Raw genomic sequence first — 21,856 nt, 5'->3', positions numbered from 1 at the left:
ACTAGGGACTTTCACCCATTAGAACGTGCGCCCGCTGGGCACACTACAAAAAAACAAGGTACAGATTATTATTCCTGTACCTTGTTTTCTACTATTGGCTTATGAACAAATCATAAGTGTAGGCGCTTGGCATAAAATTTGTGCCTGGCATCATCATTCATTTTCATAATGCAGCTGTCCGCATGCAGCACTAATTTCAGAACCAAATTGCGTTCTGATAGTTACGCTTATACCGGCCTTCTTTAGGATACCGCCAAATTGCCTGATAGCACTAGAAGATTGAAATTTAAAAATTGTTTTGTCCGTAGAATTATAAGGGATTAGATCAATGTGATATAAATGTCCCCATGAACCGCGGCTTTTCAATAAACTGACAACTGCTTCTGCATGATCTTTGGTATCATTAATTCCTTCAAGCATAATATAAGCAATAAACACCCGCCGGCCCGTATGAATGATATGTTCATCTAATGTTTTCATTACTTCATTCAATGGAAATCGTTTATTTATAGGCATTAAATCGTTTCGTTGTTTATCAAATGGTGAATGAAGGGAAAAAGTCAGATTCACTTGTGGAAATTCTCTGGTCAATCTTTGAATCCCCGGTATTATGCCAATTGTTGAGACAGTAATTCTTCGCTGCCCTAACCCAAATAAACTTTGATCCGATAAAATTTTTATTGCGTCAAATAACTCCGGATTTGCAAGAGCCTCACCCATTCCCATAAACGAAACACTATTGAGTTGATGAGAATTAAAAAGGAAATAAAGTAATTGGTCCGTTATCTCATCAGCCGTAAGATTACGTTTAAAACCAGCACTTCCGGTCGCACAAAAGCGGCAGCCAAAACCACAGCCGCATTGGGTAGATATACAAAACGATTCCCACCCCTGCTTATATTTTAGTCCAACAGCTTCTATTTTTTCTCCATCCATTAATTCAAACAGTAATTTTTCAGCTTGTTTGGAATCTTGTATAAAAACAGGTTTTACACTTGATACACGATTTCCAAACTCATTTACTAACGCCATCCTTAACGCTTTTGGCAGTATCTGCATATTATCAAAATTATCTATTCTTTGATGAAAAATAGCATTTACGATCTGTTTGTATCTATAATCAGGTAATTTTAAATCTGATACTATTTGTTTCATTATTTTATATTTTGTTTTTGTCTGTTTCACGCAGGCTTCCTCCTCACTTTTAATCGTTAGGAAGCAAAGCCAGTATGATTAGCGACTTATATTACTCCATGCAAGCGTCGCCCAAAACATCCGGCTTTGCATGGAGCCTATTGTGTGTTGCTATTATTAACTCTTTAAACATACTAATTTCCTTTTCTACTTTACAATTTAATAGTTTTTGTTGCCACATTTTCACAAAACGTTCTGTCATGCTCGACAAACAAAATTGTCAGTTCATGTTCTATTAACAATTTCTCAATCTGCATACGGGAAATGACATCAATAAAGTTCAATGGTTCGTCCCAAATATATAAATGTGCCCGTTCACACAGACTTTTAGCAATCAATACCTTTTTCTTCTGTCCTCCGCTAAAATCCTCGATCTGCTTTTCAAACTGTTCTCTTGAAAAATCAAGCTTTCTAAGCATGGATTTAAATAAGCTCTCGTCAATACCGTTCTTATCCGCATACTCAGATAAATCACCATATAAATCTGAAGTATCTTGTGAGACATAGGAAATGATTAGTTTGTTGTTCTTTCTTACAGTTCCACTATGAGGGATGTCATCACCATAAATCATTTTCAATATACTTGATTTTCCACTGCCGTTCTTTCCTTGAACAGCAATTTTATCACCTTGCTCAATGGTGAAACTTATTCCTTCACAGACAATTTTATCATCATAATTAATTGCAACATCGGTAAGCTCTACCAGCCTTTTATCATGGAACGCAGACGGTGCTAATTTTAAGCTTTCATTTGATTCAATATTTTTAAGAAGCTTTGACTTTTCCTCTATCATGTTTTGTTGTCTGGTTTCTATATTTTTAGCACGCTTCATCATTTTTGCAGCTTTATGTCCAACATATCCCTTATCTAATTTGCTGCCGGAATTAGTGGTTCCATACTTACTGCTTTCAACGCTATCTGACCAGGTGGATGTCCGTTTCGCGGAGCTGGAAAGTCTGTTAATATCCTTTTTTAATTTTTCATTTTCTGCCAGCTCAAAATTATCTTGTAATTCCTTGTTTCTCCACCATGAAGAAAAATTTCCCTTTTGTATTTCAATATTCGTTTTATTAATAGACAAGATATGATCTACACAATTGTCTAAAAAAGACCGGTCATGGGAAATCAGAATAAATCCTTTCTTCTTTTTCAAGTAATCACTCAGTTTTTTCCTGGCTTCAGCATCCAAATGGTTGGTTGGCTCATCGATCAGTAAGAAGGATTTCTCCTTCAAAAACATGGCAGCCAACAGTGCTTTCGTCTGCTCTCCTTTCGACAGTGTATAAAACTGCCTATATAAAGTGTCATAGTCCATATCCAACAATGACAATTCTTTAACGATCTCCCAATCCTCTGAATTTGGACTGATTTCCCTTATGATATCTATGGTGAAATTACTTTGTTCCCGCACTTCATAAGGAAAATATTCAAACGTCACATTTGCTGAAATGCTTCCGCTGTATTCGTATTTCCCCAGCAAAAGATTTAGAAAAGTAGTTTTCCCTCTGCCATTTCTTCCGGTAAAGCCTAATTTCCAATCGGTATCAATCTGAAAGCTTACATTTTCAAAAATATTATCATAACTACCTTCATAAGCAAAGGTTAAGTTTGCTACATTTATTAAAGACATATATTTGTCCTCCTCTGAATTTAATCAAATAAATAACAAAGTCGGAACAATAGGCGACCTTATTATTACTCCATATATGTGCCGCCTGCAGTATCCGACTCTATATGGATATTAACATGTGTTATCAAAGTGTCTGTATCTATCATAATTTATTGATCCTCCTTATGGAATTTTATAAAAAATAAGAGCTGCAAGAATTAATTATTCTTACAGCTCATAAATATACGCAGTTAAGCTAAAAATTATAGCAAAACACAAGTATATAAACTAAGAGAAAAAAGAATAACTTTCTTGCATGAGTACAACAAAACAAACAGGACAGCCCTGTTTCGCTTTGTATTAAGTGTACTGTAAAAATCAGCAAGAAATATTAATCATTTTTTCACCTCAAATTATTTTTTATTATTGTACTATTATTTGCTTGAAAAGTCAATAAAGAATGACTCATGAAAATCTATTTCTTATATGCCCACATCAAATTCATACCCCGACAGTATAACCAGCAACTTTTATTAGCAAGATTTACGGCGTTCGATTCGATATCTCGTTCTCTATAAAGTCTTTGGAAATATTCATTGCATGTATGATAGGGGTAAATCGCCTGTACTGAATTGTTTCTTTGTCATATTTAATTTGAGCCTTCTCAGTTTTACTTATGATTGATAGAACAGGCGGTAATGCTTTTATTAAATCTGTTTTAGTATATATCCCTATATTACTATCTTTTTCTATTAAAGCTCTTGAAATATACAACGCCTTAATTCTATTCTTTAAAAGAGAATGCTGTGATGTACCCTCTGCAAATTTTAATTGCATTTTTTCACAATTTTTTATGGTTGTAAATATGAGCTGTAATGCAGCATCCAGCTCTTTTTGTGAATAATTTTCCATGTATTTCTCCTCGTAAGGTTAGCGTCAGGCTGGAATTTAGCCGAGGTTCTCATGCTTCTCAATCATGCTTCTCAATTTTGAGGGTTATACAGATCAAAATTGTCAAAAACAGCAAGAGTCCCACAAACGCTTTCCCTATATAAGATAACATCGCCGTAGTTATAGCAGAAATTTCAAACAACTGGGGCAGTATCCACAGCGCCCCAAATGCCCCAAATACCATTGTAACACAAATAAACACACGCAGCTTTGTAAAAGGAATACAACTTTTAATAACCGACAGCATAGATACCAGAATTAAAAGCATGTACATAATCGTCTGCCTTTGCTGTGTATCAAATGGTAAGGTAAGGCTGATAAAAATGATTCCAGCTGTAATTGTCAGCGCAAACGGTGCTGCATTTGCCAATGCTGTCCTTAAAAAAGAGCTGCGGACTCTCTTTGTATTTGATTCAAATATTGTCAGAAACGATGGATACGCTTCGATAAAAGCGTCAATCAGCGTAATTTGAATTGGAATAAACGGAAAAGGCATATTAAACAGCAGGAAGAAAATGGACAGCAGCAAAGAATAGATCGTCTTAATAAAGAATACCCCTGCTGTTCTGGTCACATTATTAATCACTTTTCTTCCTTCCAGCACCACCTGGGGCAGATTTGCAAAATCTGAGTCCAACAAAACGATCTGTGAAATCTGGCGGCTGGCATCACTGCCTTCGGCTATTGCGATTGAACAATCTGCTTCCCTAAGGGCCAAAAGATCATTCACACCATCGCCAGTCATCGCCACCTGATGTCCTGCGCGCTTCATAGCCATCACAAGCAGCTGCTTTTGTTTCGGTGTCACCCGGGCGAATACAGTATATTTCATGCATATGCTGTCATAATCCGTATCTTCTCCAAAAGAGGACAGATCGACTGCATTATCCCATTCCTTTAATCCTGCTTTCTTCGCGATTACAGACACCGTTTTGATATGATCACCGGAAATAACTTTTACGTCGACGCCTTCTTTGCGAAAATACTCCAGTGTTTTTGCAGTGCCTTTTCGAATGCTATCTTCTAAAATAACGGCGCACAGCGGTTCAATCTCATCCGGCAGTTCCCCTTCATTTTGCCATTCACCATCGTAAAAGCCTATTACAACAGCACGGCAGCCCATTTCAATCTGGCGCTCTACATCCGCAGGCAAAACGTTCACAATCCGCTCAGCCGCACCGATGAATACTGTTCCGGCAGTGTTAAAGCTGACCGCCCCCCACTTCCGAAGGGAGGAAAAAGGAATTTTATATGTCTGCTGGTACACGGAATTTGTTCCAAAATGCTCTTGAAGAGCCTGAAAGGTTGCGTTATTATCATCGCTCGCAGCAAGATAAGACTGAATCAGCGGCGACAGTTTTTCATTCGGAAAATCCCTTAACGGAAGCACTTCCTTAACCTTCATCTTACCGTCTGTGATGGTTCCCGTTTTATCAAGGCACAGAACATCCACATGCGCCAGTGTCTCCAGGGAATAGATATTCTGAACCAGAATCTTCATGTTTGCCAGACGGATAACACCGTTTGCAAGCGAAACGGCAATCAGGAGCACCAATCCTTTGGGCAGCATTCCCAAAAGTGCCGCCGAAGAAGATACCACAGCATCCGAAACCAATACCTGCCTGAGGATGATTGCCTCAAGGAACAATAGGATCCCCAACGGCACAATGAGAAAGCTTGTAAAGCGGGTCACTTGTTTCATGGAGCCCAGCAATTCAGACGACACTCTCTTTGCCTTTTTTGTTTCCTCCATGAGCTTCACGGCATAATTTTCACTGCCAACGTGCGTTGTTTTCGCATAACATTTTCCAGTAACGACAAAGCTTCCGGAATAAAGCTCGCTGCCCTCTGTCTTTAATATGGCATCACTCTCACCGGTTAGCAGCGATTCATTAACTTCTGCCGTACCGCCAAGCACAATCCCGTCATTGCAGATTTGATGTCCGCTTTCCAGTACCATCACATCATCTATAACGATTTCCTCGGTTTCAACGACAATCTCTTTGCCGTCTCTTACCAACTTTGCCTTTGGCCGGTTTAAGATCGACAGCTCGTCTATCAACTTTTTTGCTTTTAGTTCCTGTGCAATCCCGATCACAATATTGATTATAATAATGACAATAAAAATCATATTGGAATAAGCACCGACAGCGAAAAGCAATGCCGCAATTATAAAATTGAGCAAATTGAATAATGTAAAAATATTTTCTTTAAATATCTGCGCTTTGGTTTTTGTAATGGAACCTGGCGGTTTTCCCAAATCTCCCCGTTCTTTGCGATCCATTACTTCCTGCGCAGACAGACCTTGTATTGGTGCCTCCATATTTTCCTCCATTTATATCCAGTCTTATTTTCCGTATATTAACCATATCATCGATCGTAAACCACTCTCGATCATCGGATGAACAGGCTGAACATCAGCCCTTTTATCTCCACTTGCGACGCCAGTTCAGATAAGTTATATTATCTAAACATAAAGTCCAGTTAAATTGAAGTTAAACTCTTCATAAACTAAACAGTTTCCCTGATTTGGCAAAACTACTTTTTATGCGATATAATAAAGCAGCAAATATTTTTTAATTGTTTTTGCAGGGTTAAAGACTAATAAAAAAAATTATGCTATACTTTTAAATATTGTTTACAAGGCGGTGTTTTATATGAAAATAAAAGCAATATTTAATAAAAATATAACAATAAAAAAACGACTTGTTATTTCCAATATTCTGATGATCATTGTACCGGTAGTAATCACTTCATTTATTGGAATTGTTTGTGCTGGTATTCTCTGGTTTGTCGTCACATCTGGCTCGGGCCTTGGTTTTAATGACAGCGAAGACTTTTATAAGGCCAGCCGGGCCATTTCCATGATCGTCGAGAAATCCCTGCAAGGAGAAAAATACGCAAACCTTGCGGAGGATCTGGCCGGGATCAGCGGGATATTGGACAAAAACTCCATAGTGTTATCTGTGGATTCTTCCGGTAAAACTCTCTATCAGTATGGGAGTGCAACCGAAGCAGATGGAATTCTGATGGAAGCTGAAGCGATATTGGGAGGAAAAGGCTTTGTTTCCAACGGGACTCGTGAGCTGTATGTTCAGCAAGTCGAAAATAACGGCGCCGTTTACAGAATCGCCATTTTTGCCAGCCCTTCAAAGCTATCCTACAGTATCCTGAAAGTTGTTCTAGTACTATTGGCGGTTATTCTTTTGATTGCCATACTCTTCTCCATACTACTTACAAACCGATTTCTCACTAAGTTTGTGTTCCAGAAAATCGAACAGCCGCTGAACATTCTTTCTGACGGCGTGAGGCAGATCAGCGATGGAAATTTAGAGCACCGCATTGAATATGATTGTCAAGACGAGTTCGCACCTATCTGTGCCGATTTCAATGAAATGGCCGCAAGACTCAAAGCTTCGGTAGAGCTGACTGACCAGCATGAGCAAAGCCGCAAGGAACTGCTGGCCGGTATCTCCCATGACCTGCGCAGTCCATTAACTTCTATACGCGCCTATGTGGAAGGGCTTCTGGATGGTATTGCCAAAACACCGGAAACCCAAAAAGGATATTTAGAAATCATCAAAAGCAAAGCAGAAGACATCGACCGTATGCTGTCCAAGATTTTCCTGTTCTCCAAGATGGAACTGGGTGAATACCCAGATAACCCGGAGCTCCTACGGCTTGACGATGAAGTACGGCAGTTCATTCGGGCATTAGGGACAGAGTATGAGGAAAAGGGACTGGTTTTATCCGCCAATGCTCTTGTTCCGGCTGCGGTGTTGGCTGACCCGGACCAGCTTCGGCGTGTGATGACCAACATTATGGAGAACAGCGCTAAGTATAAAACGAAGGATACAGGTACTCTGACCATCTCCCTTTGGGAGGAAAACGGCGGATACTGCCTTTCCCTTTGTGATGACGGACCCGGTGTTCCAAATGAGGCACTGCCCCACCTGTTCGAAGTGTTTTATCGCAGCGATAAATCCCGGCAGAATCCTCATCGCGGCAGCGGTCTTGGCCTTGCTATCGCCGCCAATGGAATACAACGCATGAATGGAACGATTGAAGCAAAAGCTGGCAAAAACGGTGGCTTGGAAATTGTAATTTGGCTGCCAAAAGCGGAGGAATAATATGGAAAGAATACTGATTATAGAAGATGATACAGCGATCGCAGCAATTGAACGGGATTACCTTGAGATCCATAATTTTGAGGTGGAAATTGCGACGAATGGAAATATCGGATTGGAAAAAGCATTACAGGGCTGCTACGATCTGATCCTGCTTGATCTAATGCTTCCCGGTATTGACGGCTTTACTATCTGCCGCAAGCTGCGGGAGACACTGGACATTCCCATCCTGATGGTCACGGCCCGTTGGGAGGATATTGATAAGATACGCGGACTCGGACTCGGTGCGGATGATTACATTGAGAAGCCTTTTTCTCCCAGTGTGCTGGTAGCAAGGGTCAAGGCGCACTTGGCACAATATGCCAGATTGAAGAAAACAGATAGGACCGCGCCGATACAGATTACCTTTGGTAATATCCGCATAAACACCGATACTCGCAGGGTCTATGTGAATGACCTTGAAATCGAACTGAAAAACAAGGAATATGAGCTTTTACTGTTTATGGCACTCAACGAAGATGTGGTCTTCAACCGGGAAACGCTTTATGAGCGTATCTGGGGTATGGAGGCCATGGGCGATAATGCCACTGTTGCCGTCCACATCAACCGGCTGAGGGACAAAATAGAGGAAGATCCAGGCAATCCCCTGTATATCCAGACGGTGCGGGGGGCGGGGTACCGGCTTAAGGCGTAATTGAGATGGGCAAGCAAGCCGAATATGGACATAAGCAAAAGAGCATTGGAAAATTCATTGAATAAACTATAAAAAAATGTGTCTCAAATGTTAGACATCCCTATAACATTTGAGGCACATTTTATGGTGGATCATTTTTTTGTATGCTATAAAAACTTTTTATAACTGCCGTCCGACTTATGATCAAGAATCTTTTCATATAATAACTAAAATTTCTTTCTAATGTTTTTCATAATAAATCCGCTTTCAGGCAAAGTAGGAATTCTAGAAAGGCTGTAGCTTAAGTCTTGTTCTGGAACTTCAAAGTCAACTTTATTAACAAGAAAGTTTAAACCTGTTTTCATCATTTCAATCGTAATACCTTCACCGGGACAGCGATGCCCCTTACCTGGATCGCCACCACCTTGTGGGATAAAACTAAATGTCCGGTCTTTTTGTTCTTTAAAGCGCTCCGGACGAAACTCATCAGGATCACTCCATATTTTAGAATCATGATTCATCCCATAAACATCAAGTAATACAAGTACTCCTTTTTTAAATTCATACTGATTCCAGACAAAGTCTTTGTGTACCCTTGCTCCTAAAAATGGGGTAAACGGATAGTAACGGCGAACCTCCTGCACAAACATTTCAAAATAATTGTTGTCACCACGCATCAGTTCTTCATGACACTCAGGATGTTCATACATTGCTAAAGTTGTAAAAGTAATGTATGTTGAAATAGCAACAATAGGTCTTATTACGTTTATAAGTTCTTTTGCAGCCATCTGTAACTCCATTAAGCTGCCATCAGGCTCCCTGTGAAAAGCCATTAAATGAAGTGCGGAATCATCGTTTACGATCAGCTTCTCTTGTCTCACATCGTCTATTATTCCTCTTATCCATTCCTCGGTTCTATTTCGTGCCGCCTTTCCTTTCCAGTATCTGGGTCCAACTCCGCCCAATCCATCAACCATAGCACAAAAATCATCTGCCCTGCTTTCTACATCAGATTCCGGCAATGGAACTCCGGTCCAGAAACATGCTATCTTGCATATAACATTTTTAGCTTCGCAAAAAAGTACAACTTCTTCCATATCGACCCAATTATGAACGGAAGCTTCCATTTTTTTCTCAAAAAGCTCCGCAAGTTCCTTTTGATGAACCTCAGTCATTAACGACATAAAAAATAGTTTTCGCTGAATATGTGCTTTATGATCCATCCCCTGAATGGCATTAACTCCAATCAGTGTTTTTTGTATTCTCTTCGGCATTGCACCTTTTCGTTGAAATAACTCTTCATTATAAAAAATTTCACATGCTTCTTCTCCACTTATGCAAATTGCTTTTTCTCCCATGATATGGGTTTCGAATATATTGCATTTATAAAGATCCATTCTGTTTTTAATAAAAAGATATCCTTCTTCCAATAATTTGAAAGTGTGATCTAAGCCTTTATCCTGCACAATTCTTTCTTTAACTTCCATTTCTTCTCAACCTTCAGCTTCTATTATAATTTTATTTAACATTGTAAATACTTTTTGATTTATTATCGCTCCATTATCGATAAATATTCATAGAAAACAGGCCTTAATGCACTGTTTCTTTACAATGAAAGCAATGGTTACTGATAAAGAATTCTCAGTTTAAAAAGAAATAATGTTTAAACATCATTAACTAATCAACATTGTATTTTCAGTTTTCATCTAAGCCTCCTCATGCCATAGGCTCCATGGTCTCTGGGAGCAATGATATATTTAAAAGGCGGTTACCATTTAACAACAAAAGGTTGTTAAATGGCAGCCGCCCACTATAGGATTTTTTCTGTCCAGGACCTAAAATTTCCGCTATTCTGTACCTGTTATCTCGCATTCTTTCGGAGAACGGACATTTGATAACATCGTCTCCTCACAAGCACCATATTTTTTATAATTGCTGCGCCCTTCCAGAATTGTTAATCCATGATTACAATCACTTGGCTCATTTTCCGAAGAAATAAAAGCATCATTTTCCCAGAAGCATACAGGGCAAATGAAACCAACATCCTCTTTTACAGGAACAGGATATGTATAACAATCGCAGCATGGGCATTTATATCTCGATGCCAAAAACTTTTTCAATTTCTCTTTTTCCTCCAATAATATTTTTTTCACCATACCAACAGACTTTGGAGCCTAATACTCAAATCCAAATTATTTATATAGTTCATCTGCTAAAAGAAAATGAACCCGCATTATGCTTATTCTATTCAGGCTTTTTATACATGCTCGAATCCCAAGGAGCATTTGCGTCATAATCATCGGGCGGCTGATGCTGCGGGGCTGTGATATACCACCAAACACCAAATTTATCTATCACTTCGGCAGCGCATGGGCTCCATGGTAATGGCCCGATGGGTGTTTTTGTTATTCCTCCCTTGCTAAGGAGTGCATACGCTTTTTTCACTTCTGTTTCATCATCAAACGTAACACCCAACTGTACCGTATGCTCCTTGATATCATTATTTGCCGCTTCAACAACAGAAAGAATTTCTTCGCCGTTTTTATAGAGCTCTGAATGAAAATATGTTCCGTCTGGGTTTTTCACATGATACCCCAACTCCAACCCGAATACTTCCTTATATAGTTCTACAGCCTCCACGCTGTTTTTGACATACAGTCCATATCCTATTTTCACATTGATACCTCCCTTCATGAGATATGATTTTTCACGTTTGCCTTTTGCTTTATTTGATTATTCAGAGAGTATTGCATAGACCTCTATATTACTCTCTAAGCAACTACACCACATTAGAACCATTGATCTTCCTGCTATAAGTAATTATACTACTTTTCCGTTCTCCTTTTAAGTCTTAAATCAATAAAATAAAGGATCCCCGCTAAAAATGGGAATATAGCCATCAATGCGAACATCGTCTCATATCCTGCAAAAGTAGATATGATTCCTGCTAAAACTGCTCCGGCTCCGATTCCACCATCAAAGCCTGTAAAAAATGTGGCATTTGCGGCACCAGTTCTTTCCTTAGGGACTTTAATAATTGCCATTGTCTGTAAACTGGATTGCGCTGCACCTATGCCGGTACCATAGATCACCGCACAGATCAGGATAGTAATTAAGCTGCTGCTTACCGAAAGCAACAGTAATGCGATCGGTATAAGAAGTACCCCCGACCAGACACCCATGCCAAAGCCCCTGCGGTCAACGAGCTTTCCAAAGAATGGGCGGGTAATTAGCATACTTATAGCATATACCGTAAAAAAAGCTCCTGTACCTGAAATGGATTTTTGCACTCCATACAGCGCTAAAAAGGTAATGATCGCCCCCCATGTAATCATAATTAAAAATATAACAACGGATGGTAAAGCAGCTTCTTTCGCATACAAAGATGGTCTTTTAGTCATTGAACTTTGAACAGCAGGCCGGTTATTAAAATTCATAATAAATATTAAAGAAATAGCAATTATTAAAAATGCAGCTGCCAGTATAATATTATTCTGCATTCCAAGCGACAGGGAAATCGCCGGAGCAAGAGCCATAGCAATACTGCTCGCAAGGCTAAAATATCCCATACCCTCAGAAAAACGTTCTTTTTGTATGTTATCAGAAGCTGTCGTGCTGCATGCTGTATTGGCTATTCCCCAAACCATTCCGTGTACGCATCTGATGACTATGATCATTTCGATCAAAGGAAAAAACCAATACGCCGTTGTTGTTAATAGCATACCGATTAATCCCATAACAAAAATCCATTTTCGCCCGTATTTATCCAATGCAATGCCGGCAAAGGGACGAATAAGTAATGTGGCAATTGTCATGATTCCTTGCAGCCATCCCAAAACACTGTCATTCGCTCCAAGTGATTTCAAATAAGGCGGTAACGCTGAAGGAAATAACTGAAATGAAAAAAACATAAAGAAGTTTACCAATGTTATGATAACTAGATTTCTTGTCCAGAGCTTTGTTTTATTCATTTTCGTACTCTTTCTCTGATAGTAGCATATTCTCAGAAATAATATTATTCAAGACCTTCTGCATGAGAGTCAGGAGTTGTGTAATTTCAGTCTGAGATAGCTCTCTTGTGGATACTTCAATAATTTTCTGAAATATACTCTGAACAAAAGGAGATTTTTCCCGCCCTTTTTCAGTTAGGTACAAATGCTCTAACCGGCCATCCTCTTCGTCTTTTTGTCTTATGACATACCCCTTTTCAGTTAGGTTTTTCACTGCTTTTGCGGTAGTAGATTTACTTATGTGCAAATGTTCACTTAATTCTTTTTGTGACAGACCTTCTCTCAAAGAAATAACAAGGAAAAAGTCATATTGTCCATTTTTTATATCTAAATCAGTTAAAGTACTACTAAGCAGAATTTGTATATTGCGATAGATTGCGGCATTCATCTGTCCTATGTTAATGTTCTTTTCCATATGAGTTAATCACCTCTCTTAATATAGTTGCAAAGGAAACTATCTCTAATTTAACACACATTAGTTTCCTTTGCAACTAATTTTTATAACTGGGTGCTGTTGCATTTACTCTTGTTGCATTCCATTCCGAAAAGAACCAGGCTTTATCAACTGACAGCGGCAGATTCACAAAAAAAGGCACTCCAACCGTTTATAAAACGTTTGAAGTACCTTTTTTCCATATCTTATTCTGCTGCTGGAACCACCGGTATGTCCGTCTCCGGAACAGAAGTCTCAGAACCTCCAACCCCAGGTCCGATCTCAGAATTTTCTTGCACTTCCGTGGTCTGCGGCTGTGTCTCCGGAGACGTCTGGGACTCGGTTTCTGCTGGAGGAACCGTGGTATTCCGATTAATGACTGCAGGTTTCCCTTTATAAGTACTATTATGAAGCGGCTCTTCCTTTATCACCGTATCTCCCTTTTTATACACCCGGTAGCTTTTGTAAACAGCCCCGGTGGTGCCCTTATCGACTACTTTTTCCGTTCCATAGGGCAATGCAGGGTTTTCTTCGTATACAGGCTCCAGCGGCTCCAAATCACGAACCTTCTCGGATCGGATTGTCACTTTCACCCCGGCCTCAAGAATAGGAAGCCCTACCAGAGAAATCTTTAAGCTTTTCCCGTCCAGTGCAGCACGGACCGCCATAGTATGACCGCTGGTATTTATAAATTTTAAATCCGGACCTGCATAGCCGTCAAAGCTGACCATGGCATCCTGTCCCTTTTCCACATAGGACGGTGCAAAGCTGTGGGCATTGCGCTCTGTGGTTTTAAAACCGACTTCAATAATGGCATGATACAGGGTAGTGGACACCTGGCACACGCCTCCGCCCGGTTCTTCAATCAGGACTCCGTTCCGGTATGCACCGGCGGGCTGATATCCTTTTTCCTTTGTACGGTTCCCTGTTGTATTGTTAAAGGAAAATTTTTCTCCCGGCTTAAGAATTAGTCCATTGAGAGAATCTACTGCCAGACGGATATTTTGATTTCTGTTTTTATTATCCGTCGTCGTCGTTGTAAAGGTTCCGACGACCTCATACTTCTCCTTTGCCTGGGCCTGAGTCCTTTCAGGAGTTGTTTCCGTAAATCCTGCCATGATTTCAGCCTGGTAATTCTCTGATTTTACCGCGTCCATCAGCTGCTCCACCAGCTTTTCCCGATCCAGGACCCGGCCGTTCTGTTCTTTTGTATACACGAAAGCCTCGGTTGTCTTATTAAAAGACTCCAGTTCGGAGTTGACTGCGCTTTTGTTCCAACGTTCTGCAAGCGAAGCCGCCTGACTGATAAATGGCTCTCTTAAGGCCTCATAATCAATTTCATACTGCTGCGTCTGATCCGGGGGCGTTTCCTCCAATTGTTTTATAATCGCCTGAAGCTGTGATTCTATGAGATTGTCCAATAAAACCGAATCCTTACCGTCACTGACTATCAGCTCCCACTGGTAACGCTCCTTCAGGGTATCTTCTGCCTCCATTACCGTAAGCCCGGTCAAGTCTGTCTGTCCCACCCGGGCTGCGGAAAGGATTTTATCCGTCAGGTTCTCGGTAGTTCCCTTTTCTGCCGCTCCTACTGACTGCAGGCTGTCGGAACCGGCCCTGGAATACAGGTAGCCTCCTGCTGACAGAGCTGCTAAGAGCAGCACACCCACTGCTATATTTCTGTTTCTTTTTATTTTTCTTCTTCTTTCCCTGTACTTACCCATAGATTCAATTCCGCTCTCCTTTCATCGTCTGCTCAATGATGCTTTTCATAATATCCTCGGAAAGCTTTCCGCTTGCATTGCCAAATGCAATTCCAACCCACGCCTAGAACCATCAGGGCATCGTTCCTACACTCTTATCAATGAAAAACCTAATGCTGTATCTCTTTTGCAATGCAAAGTTTTTTGATTCTGTACTTTTATCAGTTACAGTTTATAACTGTAACTATATCATTTACACTATCTGGTGTCAAGGGTTCCGGGAAGATTTCATAACAAAATTTGTCTTCATAAAAAAGGCATTTGATCTTAAAAAGGAAATTAATTCCAGCAATAATATAAAGATAGCATAAAGAAAACATTTGATCTCTTAACTGCCATTAAATCCTATGTTTAATCAACCGATATAAGATTGTCATGCAAAATACCAAAGAGGTTTATACTTCTGAAAATTACTGTTAGGAGGTTTTCAATGTTTAAATTTACAAACTCAACATTGATCGGACTTGTATTTGGTGCATCTCTGATTGTCGGATCTGTATTTGTATCTGGTCATGCAGAACTATTTTGGAATGTGCCCTCGGCATTTATTATTTTCGGTGGAACCATAGGAGCCACTATAATGGCTTTTCCACCTCAAAGGCTTAAAACCATAGGAACTGTAATTAAAAAAGCATTTTCAAAATCACATTTTGACCTAAAAAAGGATATTGCTTCTTTAGTCAGATGTGCTGAAATATCCCGGAAGGATGGGCTTCTGGCTCTTGATAATCATATTGATGATTTAACTGATGATGCATTCTTGAAGATGGGAATTCAATATATCATTGATGGCGCGGATGAAGATCAGTTAAGAAATTTATTGGAAGGTTCGACCTATTTCATGAAACAGCGGCATCAAAAGGGCGCCGCAATGCTGGATATGATAGCGGCTACTGCTCCTGCACTGGGGCTTCTTGGAACCTATGTGGGCCTTATCCCCATGCTGAATAATCTGGATGATGCAAGTACGCTGGGCCCAATGATGGCGCTGGAACTGGTTTCTTCTTTTTACGGAGCTTTTGTCGCCTACGTCATCTTTTCTCCTCTGGCTAAAAGGCTGAAATTTATGAATAAAGAAGAAGAAACAAGAAGAGAGCTGTTGATCGAGGGACTGGCTGGCATACAGCAGGGGAAAAACCCAAGGCTTATCAGAGAAGAATTGCAGGCGTTTGCAAATATAGCCCTGGATACGGAAGGGGAAGTGGCTGAAAAACCGAAATCTCGTTTTAAATTAAGGAGGTGACTGGCTAGTTATGGGCAGATTCCATCGGATCGAAGAGGAATATGAGGAGGATGAGGCAAGTTGGCAGGACAGCTACAGCGATTTAATGACTGATTTGCTTGCTATTTTCGTAATTTTATTTGCATTTGCCATGATGAATCAAGCACTTACGATTCAGGAAAACAAAAGAGAAAAAGAAGCGGCTGCAATACAGCAGCAAAACAATTTCGTATCGAATGCAGAAGAGTTCAACAAGCTCTATGAATACATTAAAGCATATATAGAGGAAGAACAGCTTACCGATGAATTGAGCGTTACAAAGCTGGGGAACGAACGGATCTTGTTACGCGTTGCGGCTTCCGTATTCTTTGATTCGGGAAGGGCCGAAATCAATGAGGCTGCAGAACCTGTGCTTCAGAAAATTTCCGAAATATTGGTAACATACCAGGACTCCTTTAAAATGGTCAGGATAGAAGGCCATACGGATAACCGTCCAATTAATACCTATCTCTATGACAGCAACTGGGAGCTTTCAACAAGCCGTGCCGTTAACGTTCTTAAGTGGCTTCTGGATACCTCCGGAATTGAAGCGAAAAAATTCTCCGCCATAGGCTACAGCGAATATTATCCTGTCGAAGATAACTCTACCAGCGAAGGCAAAAGAAAGAACAGGCGGGTGGACTTTTTTATAGAGGGAACAAACGATTAAACGCAGATTTGAGATACATCTGTAAGCATTGTTATCAAACTAATAGAGTAATTGCAAAGGGGCAGAAAATATACAAGATAATACAAAATTGATATCCCCATAAATCAAAAGGCCATAGGCTATCCACATATGCAGGAGTCTATGGCCTTTAATTTTTTACTACGCAATGGTGCTTTGCGTAGAATGATAAGAAAGCCATTTCCAAACTTCCTATAAATAGGAACTGGAAACGGCTTTCTTTTCTCTTAAATTATGTTTTATTTATACAAACATGGTGCTACTTCTGCTGAGTCCATATTTGAGGCGTCATACCATAGACAGCCTGTGTCTATATCGTTAACCGGTTGTCCAGTTGCCGCCTTTGCTGCCAGCATAACCGCCTGATAGCCGATTTGTACCGGATTCTGGGTAATGGAGCCTGCCAGGATCCCGGCCTTTACGGCGTCAAGCTGAATGGAGCCGGAATCAAACCCTACACCGATCACGTTATCCGGTCCCAGCTTCTGAAGGCTTTCATTGGCAGTCACCAAATTCTTTGCCGTAAACTCATTGGAAGCATAAATGGCAATCAGATCGTTCTTATTTAGCAGCGTGCTGGCCACGATTACACAGGCTGCGTCATCCACGGTTGCCGGAATTCCCACATCAATAATCACCTTTGCACCGTCAGCCTTTACGTTATACTTATCATGTCCTTCCACCGCACAGTCGCTTTCCCCGATCAGGGTGCGCATTTTGTCGATAAAGCCTCCGGTTCTCTCTCCAATAGACTGGGAGGTGGCATCCTGAGAAACCACACCGATTCTTACCACCCGGGCGGGATCTGTTACCTTTTCCTTGATGATGTCGTACATTTTTTCAGCTGCCAGACCTCCTGCCACATAATTATCCGTTGCCGCATTTGCTACAATAGAGCCTTTAGGCGCATCCGGAACACCGGAGTCAAAGCCTACGATAGGGATGCCTGCCGCCTGGGCATTGGAAATGGCATCCATAGAAGACTGGGTATCAAGGGCTGCCAGACAGATGGCGCTGGGTTGTTTATTAACCGCATTGTTTAACTGCTCAATCTGCTCAGCTACGGCGCTTTCATTGGCCGGCCCTACAAAATTGGTGGATTTTAAGCCTAATTCCTTTGCCGCCTGCTCTGAACCCATCTTAACTGCCTTCCAAAAATCATGCTGAAATCCCTTTGCCACGATCTCCACCGAAATACTGCTGTAATCGATCGTTCCGCCCTCCGCTGCCTTCGGACTTTCGGTTGTGGCAGCCTCTTCCTTCGTGGCCGGAGCCTCTGTAGAAGCAGGTGCCGGAGCCTTTGTCTCTCCGGAACATCCAATCAGCATTGCAGAAGTCATTGCCGCGCATAGGAATGCACCAAGTAAACGATTTTGTTTCATTTGAAAACCTCCCTTATAATTTTTTTATAATTTCCCGCTTTTAACGGAAGATTATTTAATAATAAATGAAATCCCTTTAAGCCTTTCCCTGCTTTCTCCGGTTCAGCACATCCACAAAGACTGCTATCACAAGAACAAATCCGGTGATTAAAAGCTGGTAATGAGGCTGTACCCCTATAAAAGGAAGACCGGTTTTTAAAACAGCCATGATAAATACGCCAATCAGAGTTCCTGCAATGGAGCCTACACCGCCCGCCAGGCTGGTTCCGCCGATAACAACTCCTGCAATGGCATCCAGCTCAAAACCGTTTCCCGTACCTGGCATCAGAGTAGAATATACGGCCGCATAGGATACCCCTGCCAGACCGGCAAATAATCCACTGATGACAAAGGCCAGAGTTTCATATTTCATCACATCCACTCCGGACAGCCGTGTGGCCTCCTTATTGCTTCCCAAAGACAGAATGTAGCGGCCCGGACGTGTTTTATTCAGAAGAACAGCCATAGCCACAGCCAGAATGATAAGCAAGAGAAAGCCTGTTGGTATTCCTGCCTGGGGAAGCCCCGGCGCCTTCAGCTTAAAAAGGCTTCGAAAGGCTCCTCCGGAAGCCGTTGCCTGCGGGAAGGTTACAGTAGCGGTATTGGTGACAATAGAGCCTAAGCCTCTGGTAATCATCATCGTTCCCAATGTGGCGATAAAAGCCGGGAGCTTCATAACCGATACCATAATTCCGTTAGCCAGCCCGAATAATCCTCCCAGAAGAACAGCAAGAACCACGCACACTGGCATAGGCAATCCAGCCTTGGTAAACAGGGTACCCGTTATAAGAGAGCAGCAGATACAGGAGGTTCCTATGGATAAATCAATACCACCGGTAATGATGACAAAGGTCACACCGATTGCCATGAATCCGATATAATAAGAAGAATCCAGGATACTGATAATGGTGCTGTATTTTGCAAAATTTTCTCCAAAAAACCAGAAAAACAGGAATAACACAACTAATGCGATAATTGCTACTAATTTTTGAGTACCAATTGCCTGAAGCAGACTTCCATGGTCTTTTTTGGCCTGATTGTTTTTGTCTTCCATTTTCATAATTCCTCCTAGTTAATTTCTTATGGTAGCAGCATGCATGATCTTTTCCTGGGTCGCCTCATCAATGTTTATTTCTCCCGTCTTGCGCCCCTCACACATTACCAGAATACGGTCACTCATCCGAAGAACCTCGGTCAGCTCTGAGGAAATCATGATAATTGATTTTCCCTGTTTGACCAGCTCGTTCATCAGCGTGTAGATTTCACTTTTCGCACCTACATCGATCCCTCTGGTTGGCTCATCAAAGATCAGGATTTCACAGTCCCTGGTGAGCCATTTGGCAATAACCACTTTCTGCTGGTTCCCTCCGGATAAATTTCTTACCTGCTGATGCACAGAAGGAGTCTTGGTCTTCAAGGCTTTCACGTACTTCTCCGCTGTCCTTACCTCCGCCTTGTTGTCAAGAAACAGCCCTCTGGTAAACTGCTTTACAGAAGACATTGTGGTATTTACCACCACCGACTTTTCCACGATAACACCATACCGTTTCCGATCCTCAGATAAATAGCCGATTCCGGCCTTAACCGCATCTTTAGGAGAACGGATATCCACCTTTTTTCCATTGACAAAAATTTCTCCGCTATCCTTTTTATCCGCTCCGAAAATGGCCCTGGCAGTCTCCGTGCGTCCAGCTCCCATAAGCCCGGAAAAGCCCAGAATCTCCCCCTTATAAAGTTCGAAGCTTAAATCCTTTACGGCTCTTCCTACATTTAAGTTCTCCACCTTAAGAACCACCGGAGCCTCCTCCGGCACGCTGCTTTTTGTCTTGGGCGCCTCATAAACAGTCCGCCCCACCATCATGCGGATGATATCATCCTTCGTACAGTCCTCAGTAATCAGGGTCCCCACATATTCGCCGTCACGCATGACGGTAACACGGTCCGTGATCTGGTTGATCTCATCCATCCGGTGGGATATGTATATAATTCCGATTCCTTTGTCACGCAGGTCCCGGATGATTTTGAACAGCTCACTGATTTCAGACTCCGTCAGGGCCGCCGTCGGTTCATCGAATACAATTACCTTAGCCTCTGTGGAAATAGCCTTTGCTATTTCACACATCTGCTGCCGCCCTACCGTCAGACGCCCCATATTTTCCCTTGGATCTATTTTAATATTCAGCTTACGGAAGAGCTCTGATGCATCCTCTGCCATCCTTTTGTCATCTACAAGCCTTCCATTCATCCTCTCTCTTCCGATAAAGATGTTCTGGGCGACGGTCAGATGATTCATCATATTTAACTCCTGATGAACGATCACGATTCCTGCGTCCTGGGCCTCCTTTGGGTTTTTAAACTGAACTTCCTGTCCTTCAAAGCTAATAATTCCCCCGTCTCTGCCGTAAATGCCGGTCAATATTTTCATTAACGTGGATTTTCCTGCGCCGTTCTCTCCCATAAGAGCATGAACCTCTCCCCGCTTTAGTTCCAGACCGGCCTTTTTCAGCGCATAAACCCCTGCAAAGGATTTATCAATATCCTTCATGGTCAAAATAACCTCTCCCACTGATCTCCCTCCGTTCCTCTCCGTCTCTTTGATCTTGCATCAGTATATCAGGATAAGGGTTTTAAAAAAATCGAAAAACCTCCCAAAATAGGTTAAAATATTACTTTTTCAAGTCTTTTAACCCTTTTTGAAAGGTTCTTTTCCTTCTTTATTCTATTGGCTGTTGATTTCTTCTTTTTTCGTTGCCCTGCTTCCCAGAAAAGGAAACAGCAGCTTTTCATTATCTTCGGTATAGATATCCCCCACAGTAACCAGCTTGGATCCAGAGTTTAAAAACAGATCGTTTTTTCCTCCTTCTATGCGTTTAACTGCCTCTTCAATCCCCAGATACCCCATATTAAACGGATTCTGAATAGCCAGGGCCTGATATACACCGGATTCCAGAAGCTGAATCTGAGATACGGAACTATCAATTCCAAAGGTTTTAACCTTACCTTTAAGCCCTGAATCCCGTACTGCGCTGGCGGCACCGAGCGAGGAATACTCATTGAATCCGGCTATAATATTGATTTCAGGGTGCCTTTTTATAAGCTGCAAGGTTACATCATAGGCCTCCTGATAGATAGAATCACAGAACACCACTTCTTCAATGGCATCAGCTTCTTTTCCCAGGCCTTCCCGTATTCCCTTCTCCCGGTCTATGGCTGTAGAGCTGCCTTTTACATGTCCTACCAGACCGATTTTAGGGTTCTCCGGAAGAAGTTCCTTCATATACTCCCCCAGCCTTCTTCCAATTTCCACATTGTCCGTGGCAACAAGAGGAATAGACAAACTTTCATTGATATTGGAATCAATGAGAATAACTTTAACTCCCTGATTTACCGCCTGTCTGATGCTGGAGGTAGTTCCCTCATAGGAGCAGGGACTGACTAAAATCGCATCCGGCCTTCTCCTCGCCGCCTCCAGTATCAGCCGGTTCTGCCCTTCTACATCCGATTCCGTTTCCGGAGCCACCAGGCTTAATTCTACGTTATACTCTTTTGACGCAACCTGGGCTCCCGCTATAACAGAGGACCAGAATTCGTTGCTCTCGTCAATCTTTTTGGGAATCAGAATAATCTTTGGCCCGGCCTTTTCCCCGGTCGTTTCATAAAGCTGATAGCAGATTCCAAAGACTGCTCCCAGCAAAAGCAGGTACGCTCCCAGCTTAATTACCGTG

At 41.5% G+C, this 21,856-nt stretch carries 18 protein-coding genes; 4 read left to right on the top strand and 14 right to left on the bottom strand.

What is annotated here, in order from left to right:
• Positions 1-153: 153 nt before the first annotated feature.
• From RT269_RS25380 to RT269_RS25365, 4 genes are all read right to left on the bottom strand, one after another.
• Positions 154-1,185 (bottom strand): Cfr family 23S rRNA (adenine(2503)-C(8))-methyltransferase, encoded by a 1,032-nt coding sequence (locus RT269_RS25380; protein WP_313186850.1) that lies wholly within the window; start codon positions 1,183-1,185, stop codon positions 154-156.
• Positions 1,186-1,346: 161 nt separating this feature from the next.
• Positions 1,347-2,825 (bottom strand): Lsa family ABC-F type ribosomal protection protein, encoded by a 1,479-nt coding sequence (locus tag RT269_RS25375; RefSeq protein ID WP_313186848.1) that lies wholly within the window; start codon positions 2,823-2,825, stop codon positions 1,347-1,349.
• A 522-nt stretch (positions 2,826-3,347) separates the two neighbouring features.
• Complete coding sequence (locus tag RT269_RS25370; protein WP_313186846.1) at positions 3,348-3,716, bottom strand: hypothetical protein; 369 nt, start codon at positions 3,714-3,716, stop codon at positions 3,348-3,350.
• A 58-nt stretch (positions 3,717-3,774) separates the two neighbouring features.
• The gene (locus RT269_RS25365) at positions 3,775-6,078 is read right to left on the bottom strand and encodes an HAD-IC family P-type ATPase (protein WP_313186845.1); all 2,304 of its coding nucleotides are present in this window, start codon (positions 6,076-6,078) and stop codon (positions 3,775-3,777) included.
• A 334-nt stretch (positions 6,079-6,412) separates the two neighbouring features.
• On the opposite strand from RT269_RS25365, the gene RT269_RS25360 reads away from it, so the two are divergent.
• Positions 6,413-7,885, top strand: coding sequence for a HAMP domain-containing sensor histidine kinase (locus RT269_RS25360; protein ID WP_313186844.1), 1,473 nt, complete (start codon positions 6,413-6,415; stop codon positions 7,883-7,885).
• A gap of 1 nt (position 7,886) precedes the next feature.
• Entirely contained in the window at positions 7,887-8,576 is a 690-nt protein-coding gene (locus tag RT269_RS25355) for a response regulator transcription factor (RefSeq protein ID WP_313186842.1), read from the top strand.
• A 206-nt stretch (positions 8,577-8,782) separates the two neighbouring features.
• Here the strand turns inward: RT269_RS25355 and RT269_RS25350 are convergent, their stop codons facing one another.
• The 6 genes from RT269_RS25350 to RT269_RS25325 form a co-directional block, all read right to left on the bottom strand.
• Positions 8,783-10,042, bottom strand: a complete 1,260-nt coding sequence (locus RT269_RS25350; protein WP_313186840.1) for a cytochrome P450 — start codon at positions 10,040-10,042, stop codon at positions 8,783-8,785.
• A gap of 360 nt (positions 10,043-10,402) precedes the next feature.
• Positions 10,403-10,675, bottom strand: a complete 273-nt coding sequence (locus RT269_RS25345) for a CPCC family cysteine-rich protein (RefSeq protein WP_313186838.1) — start codon at positions 10,673-10,675, stop codon at positions 10,403-10,405.
• 124 nt (positions 10,676-10,799) lie between these two features.
• On the bottom strand, positions 10,800-11,231 hold the full coding sequence (locus tag RT269_RS25340) for a VOC family protein (protein ID WP_313186837.1): 432 nt from the start codon (positions 11,229-11,231) through the stop codon (positions 10,800-10,802).
• A 149-nt stretch (positions 11,232-11,380) separates the two neighbouring features.
• Positions 11,381-12,526: an MFS transporter gene (locus tag RT269_RS25335; protein ID WP_313186835.1), complete on the bottom strand. Its 1,146-nt coding sequence runs from the start codon at positions 12,524-12,526 to the stop codon at positions 11,381-11,383.
• Positions 12,519-12,980: a MarR family winged helix-turn-helix transcriptional regulator gene (locus RT269_RS25330; RefSeq protein ID WP_313186833.1), complete on the bottom strand. Its 462-nt coding sequence runs from the start codon at positions 12,978-12,980 to the stop codon at positions 12,519-12,521. Before RT269_RS25330 ends, RT269_RS25335 begins: the two co-directional genes overlap by 8 nt.
• 224 nt (positions 12,981-13,204) lie before the next feature.
• Positions 13,205-14,722, bottom strand: a complete 1,518-nt coding sequence (locus tag RT269_RS25325) for a VanW family protein (RefSeq protein ID WP_313186831.1) — start codon at positions 14,720-14,722, stop codon at positions 13,205-13,207.
• A 469-nt stretch (positions 14,723-15,191) separates the two neighbouring features.
• Here RT269_RS25325 and RT269_RS25320 point away from each other — a divergent pair, with 469 nt between their 5' ends.
• Both RT269_RS25320 and RT269_RS25315 read left to right on the top strand, forming a co-directional pair.
• The gene (locus tag RT269_RS25320) at positions 15,192-16,004 is read left to right on the top strand and encodes a motility protein A (RefSeq protein WP_313186829.1); all 813 of its coding nucleotides are present in this window, start codon (positions 15,192-15,194) and stop codon (positions 16,002-16,004) included.
• Positions 16,005-16,014: 10 nt separating this feature from the next.
• Entirely contained in the window at positions 16,015-16,692 is a 678-nt protein-coding gene (locus RT269_RS25315) for an OmpA/MotB family protein (protein ID WP_313186828.1), read from the top strand.
• A 257-nt stretch (positions 16,693-16,949) separates the two neighbouring features.
• Here RT269_RS25315 and RT269_RS25310 read toward each other — a convergent pair whose 3' ends face one another.
• The 4 genes from RT269_RS25310 to RT269_RS25295 form a co-directional block, all read right to left on the bottom strand.
• Positions 16,950-18,092, bottom strand: coding sequence for an ABC transporter substrate-binding protein (locus RT269_RS25310; RefSeq protein ID WP_313186827.1), 1,143 nt, complete (start codon positions 18,090-18,092; stop codon positions 16,950-16,952).
• A gap of 76 nt (positions 18,093-18,168) precedes the next feature.
• Complete coding sequence (locus RT269_RS25305; RefSeq protein ID WP_313186852.1) at positions 18,169-19,185, bottom strand: ABC transporter permease; 1,017 nt, start codon at positions 19,183-19,185, stop codon at positions 18,169-18,171.
• An 18-nt stretch (positions 19,186-19,203) separates the two neighbouring features.
• Positions 19,204-20,697, bottom strand: coding sequence for a sugar ABC transporter ATP-binding protein (locus tag RT269_RS25300; RefSeq protein WP_313186825.1), 1,494 nt, complete (start codon positions 20,695-20,697; stop codon positions 19,204-19,206).
• Positions 20,698-20,850: 153 nt separating this feature from the next.
• Positions 20,851-21,856, bottom strand: a 1,006-nt coding sequence (locus tag RT269_RS25295; protein ID WP_313186823.1) for a substrate-binding domain-containing protein, incomplete at its 5' end; no start/stop codon positions are given.

Source organism: Lacrimispora sp. (assembly GCF_032078915.1).
Taxonomy (GTDB): Bacteria; Bacillota; Clostridia; order Lachnospirales; family Lachnospiraceae; genus Lacrimispora.
The sequence above is the reverse complement of the archived record's forward strand: the minus strand, read 5'-3'. Positions and strand labels throughout refer to the sequence as shown.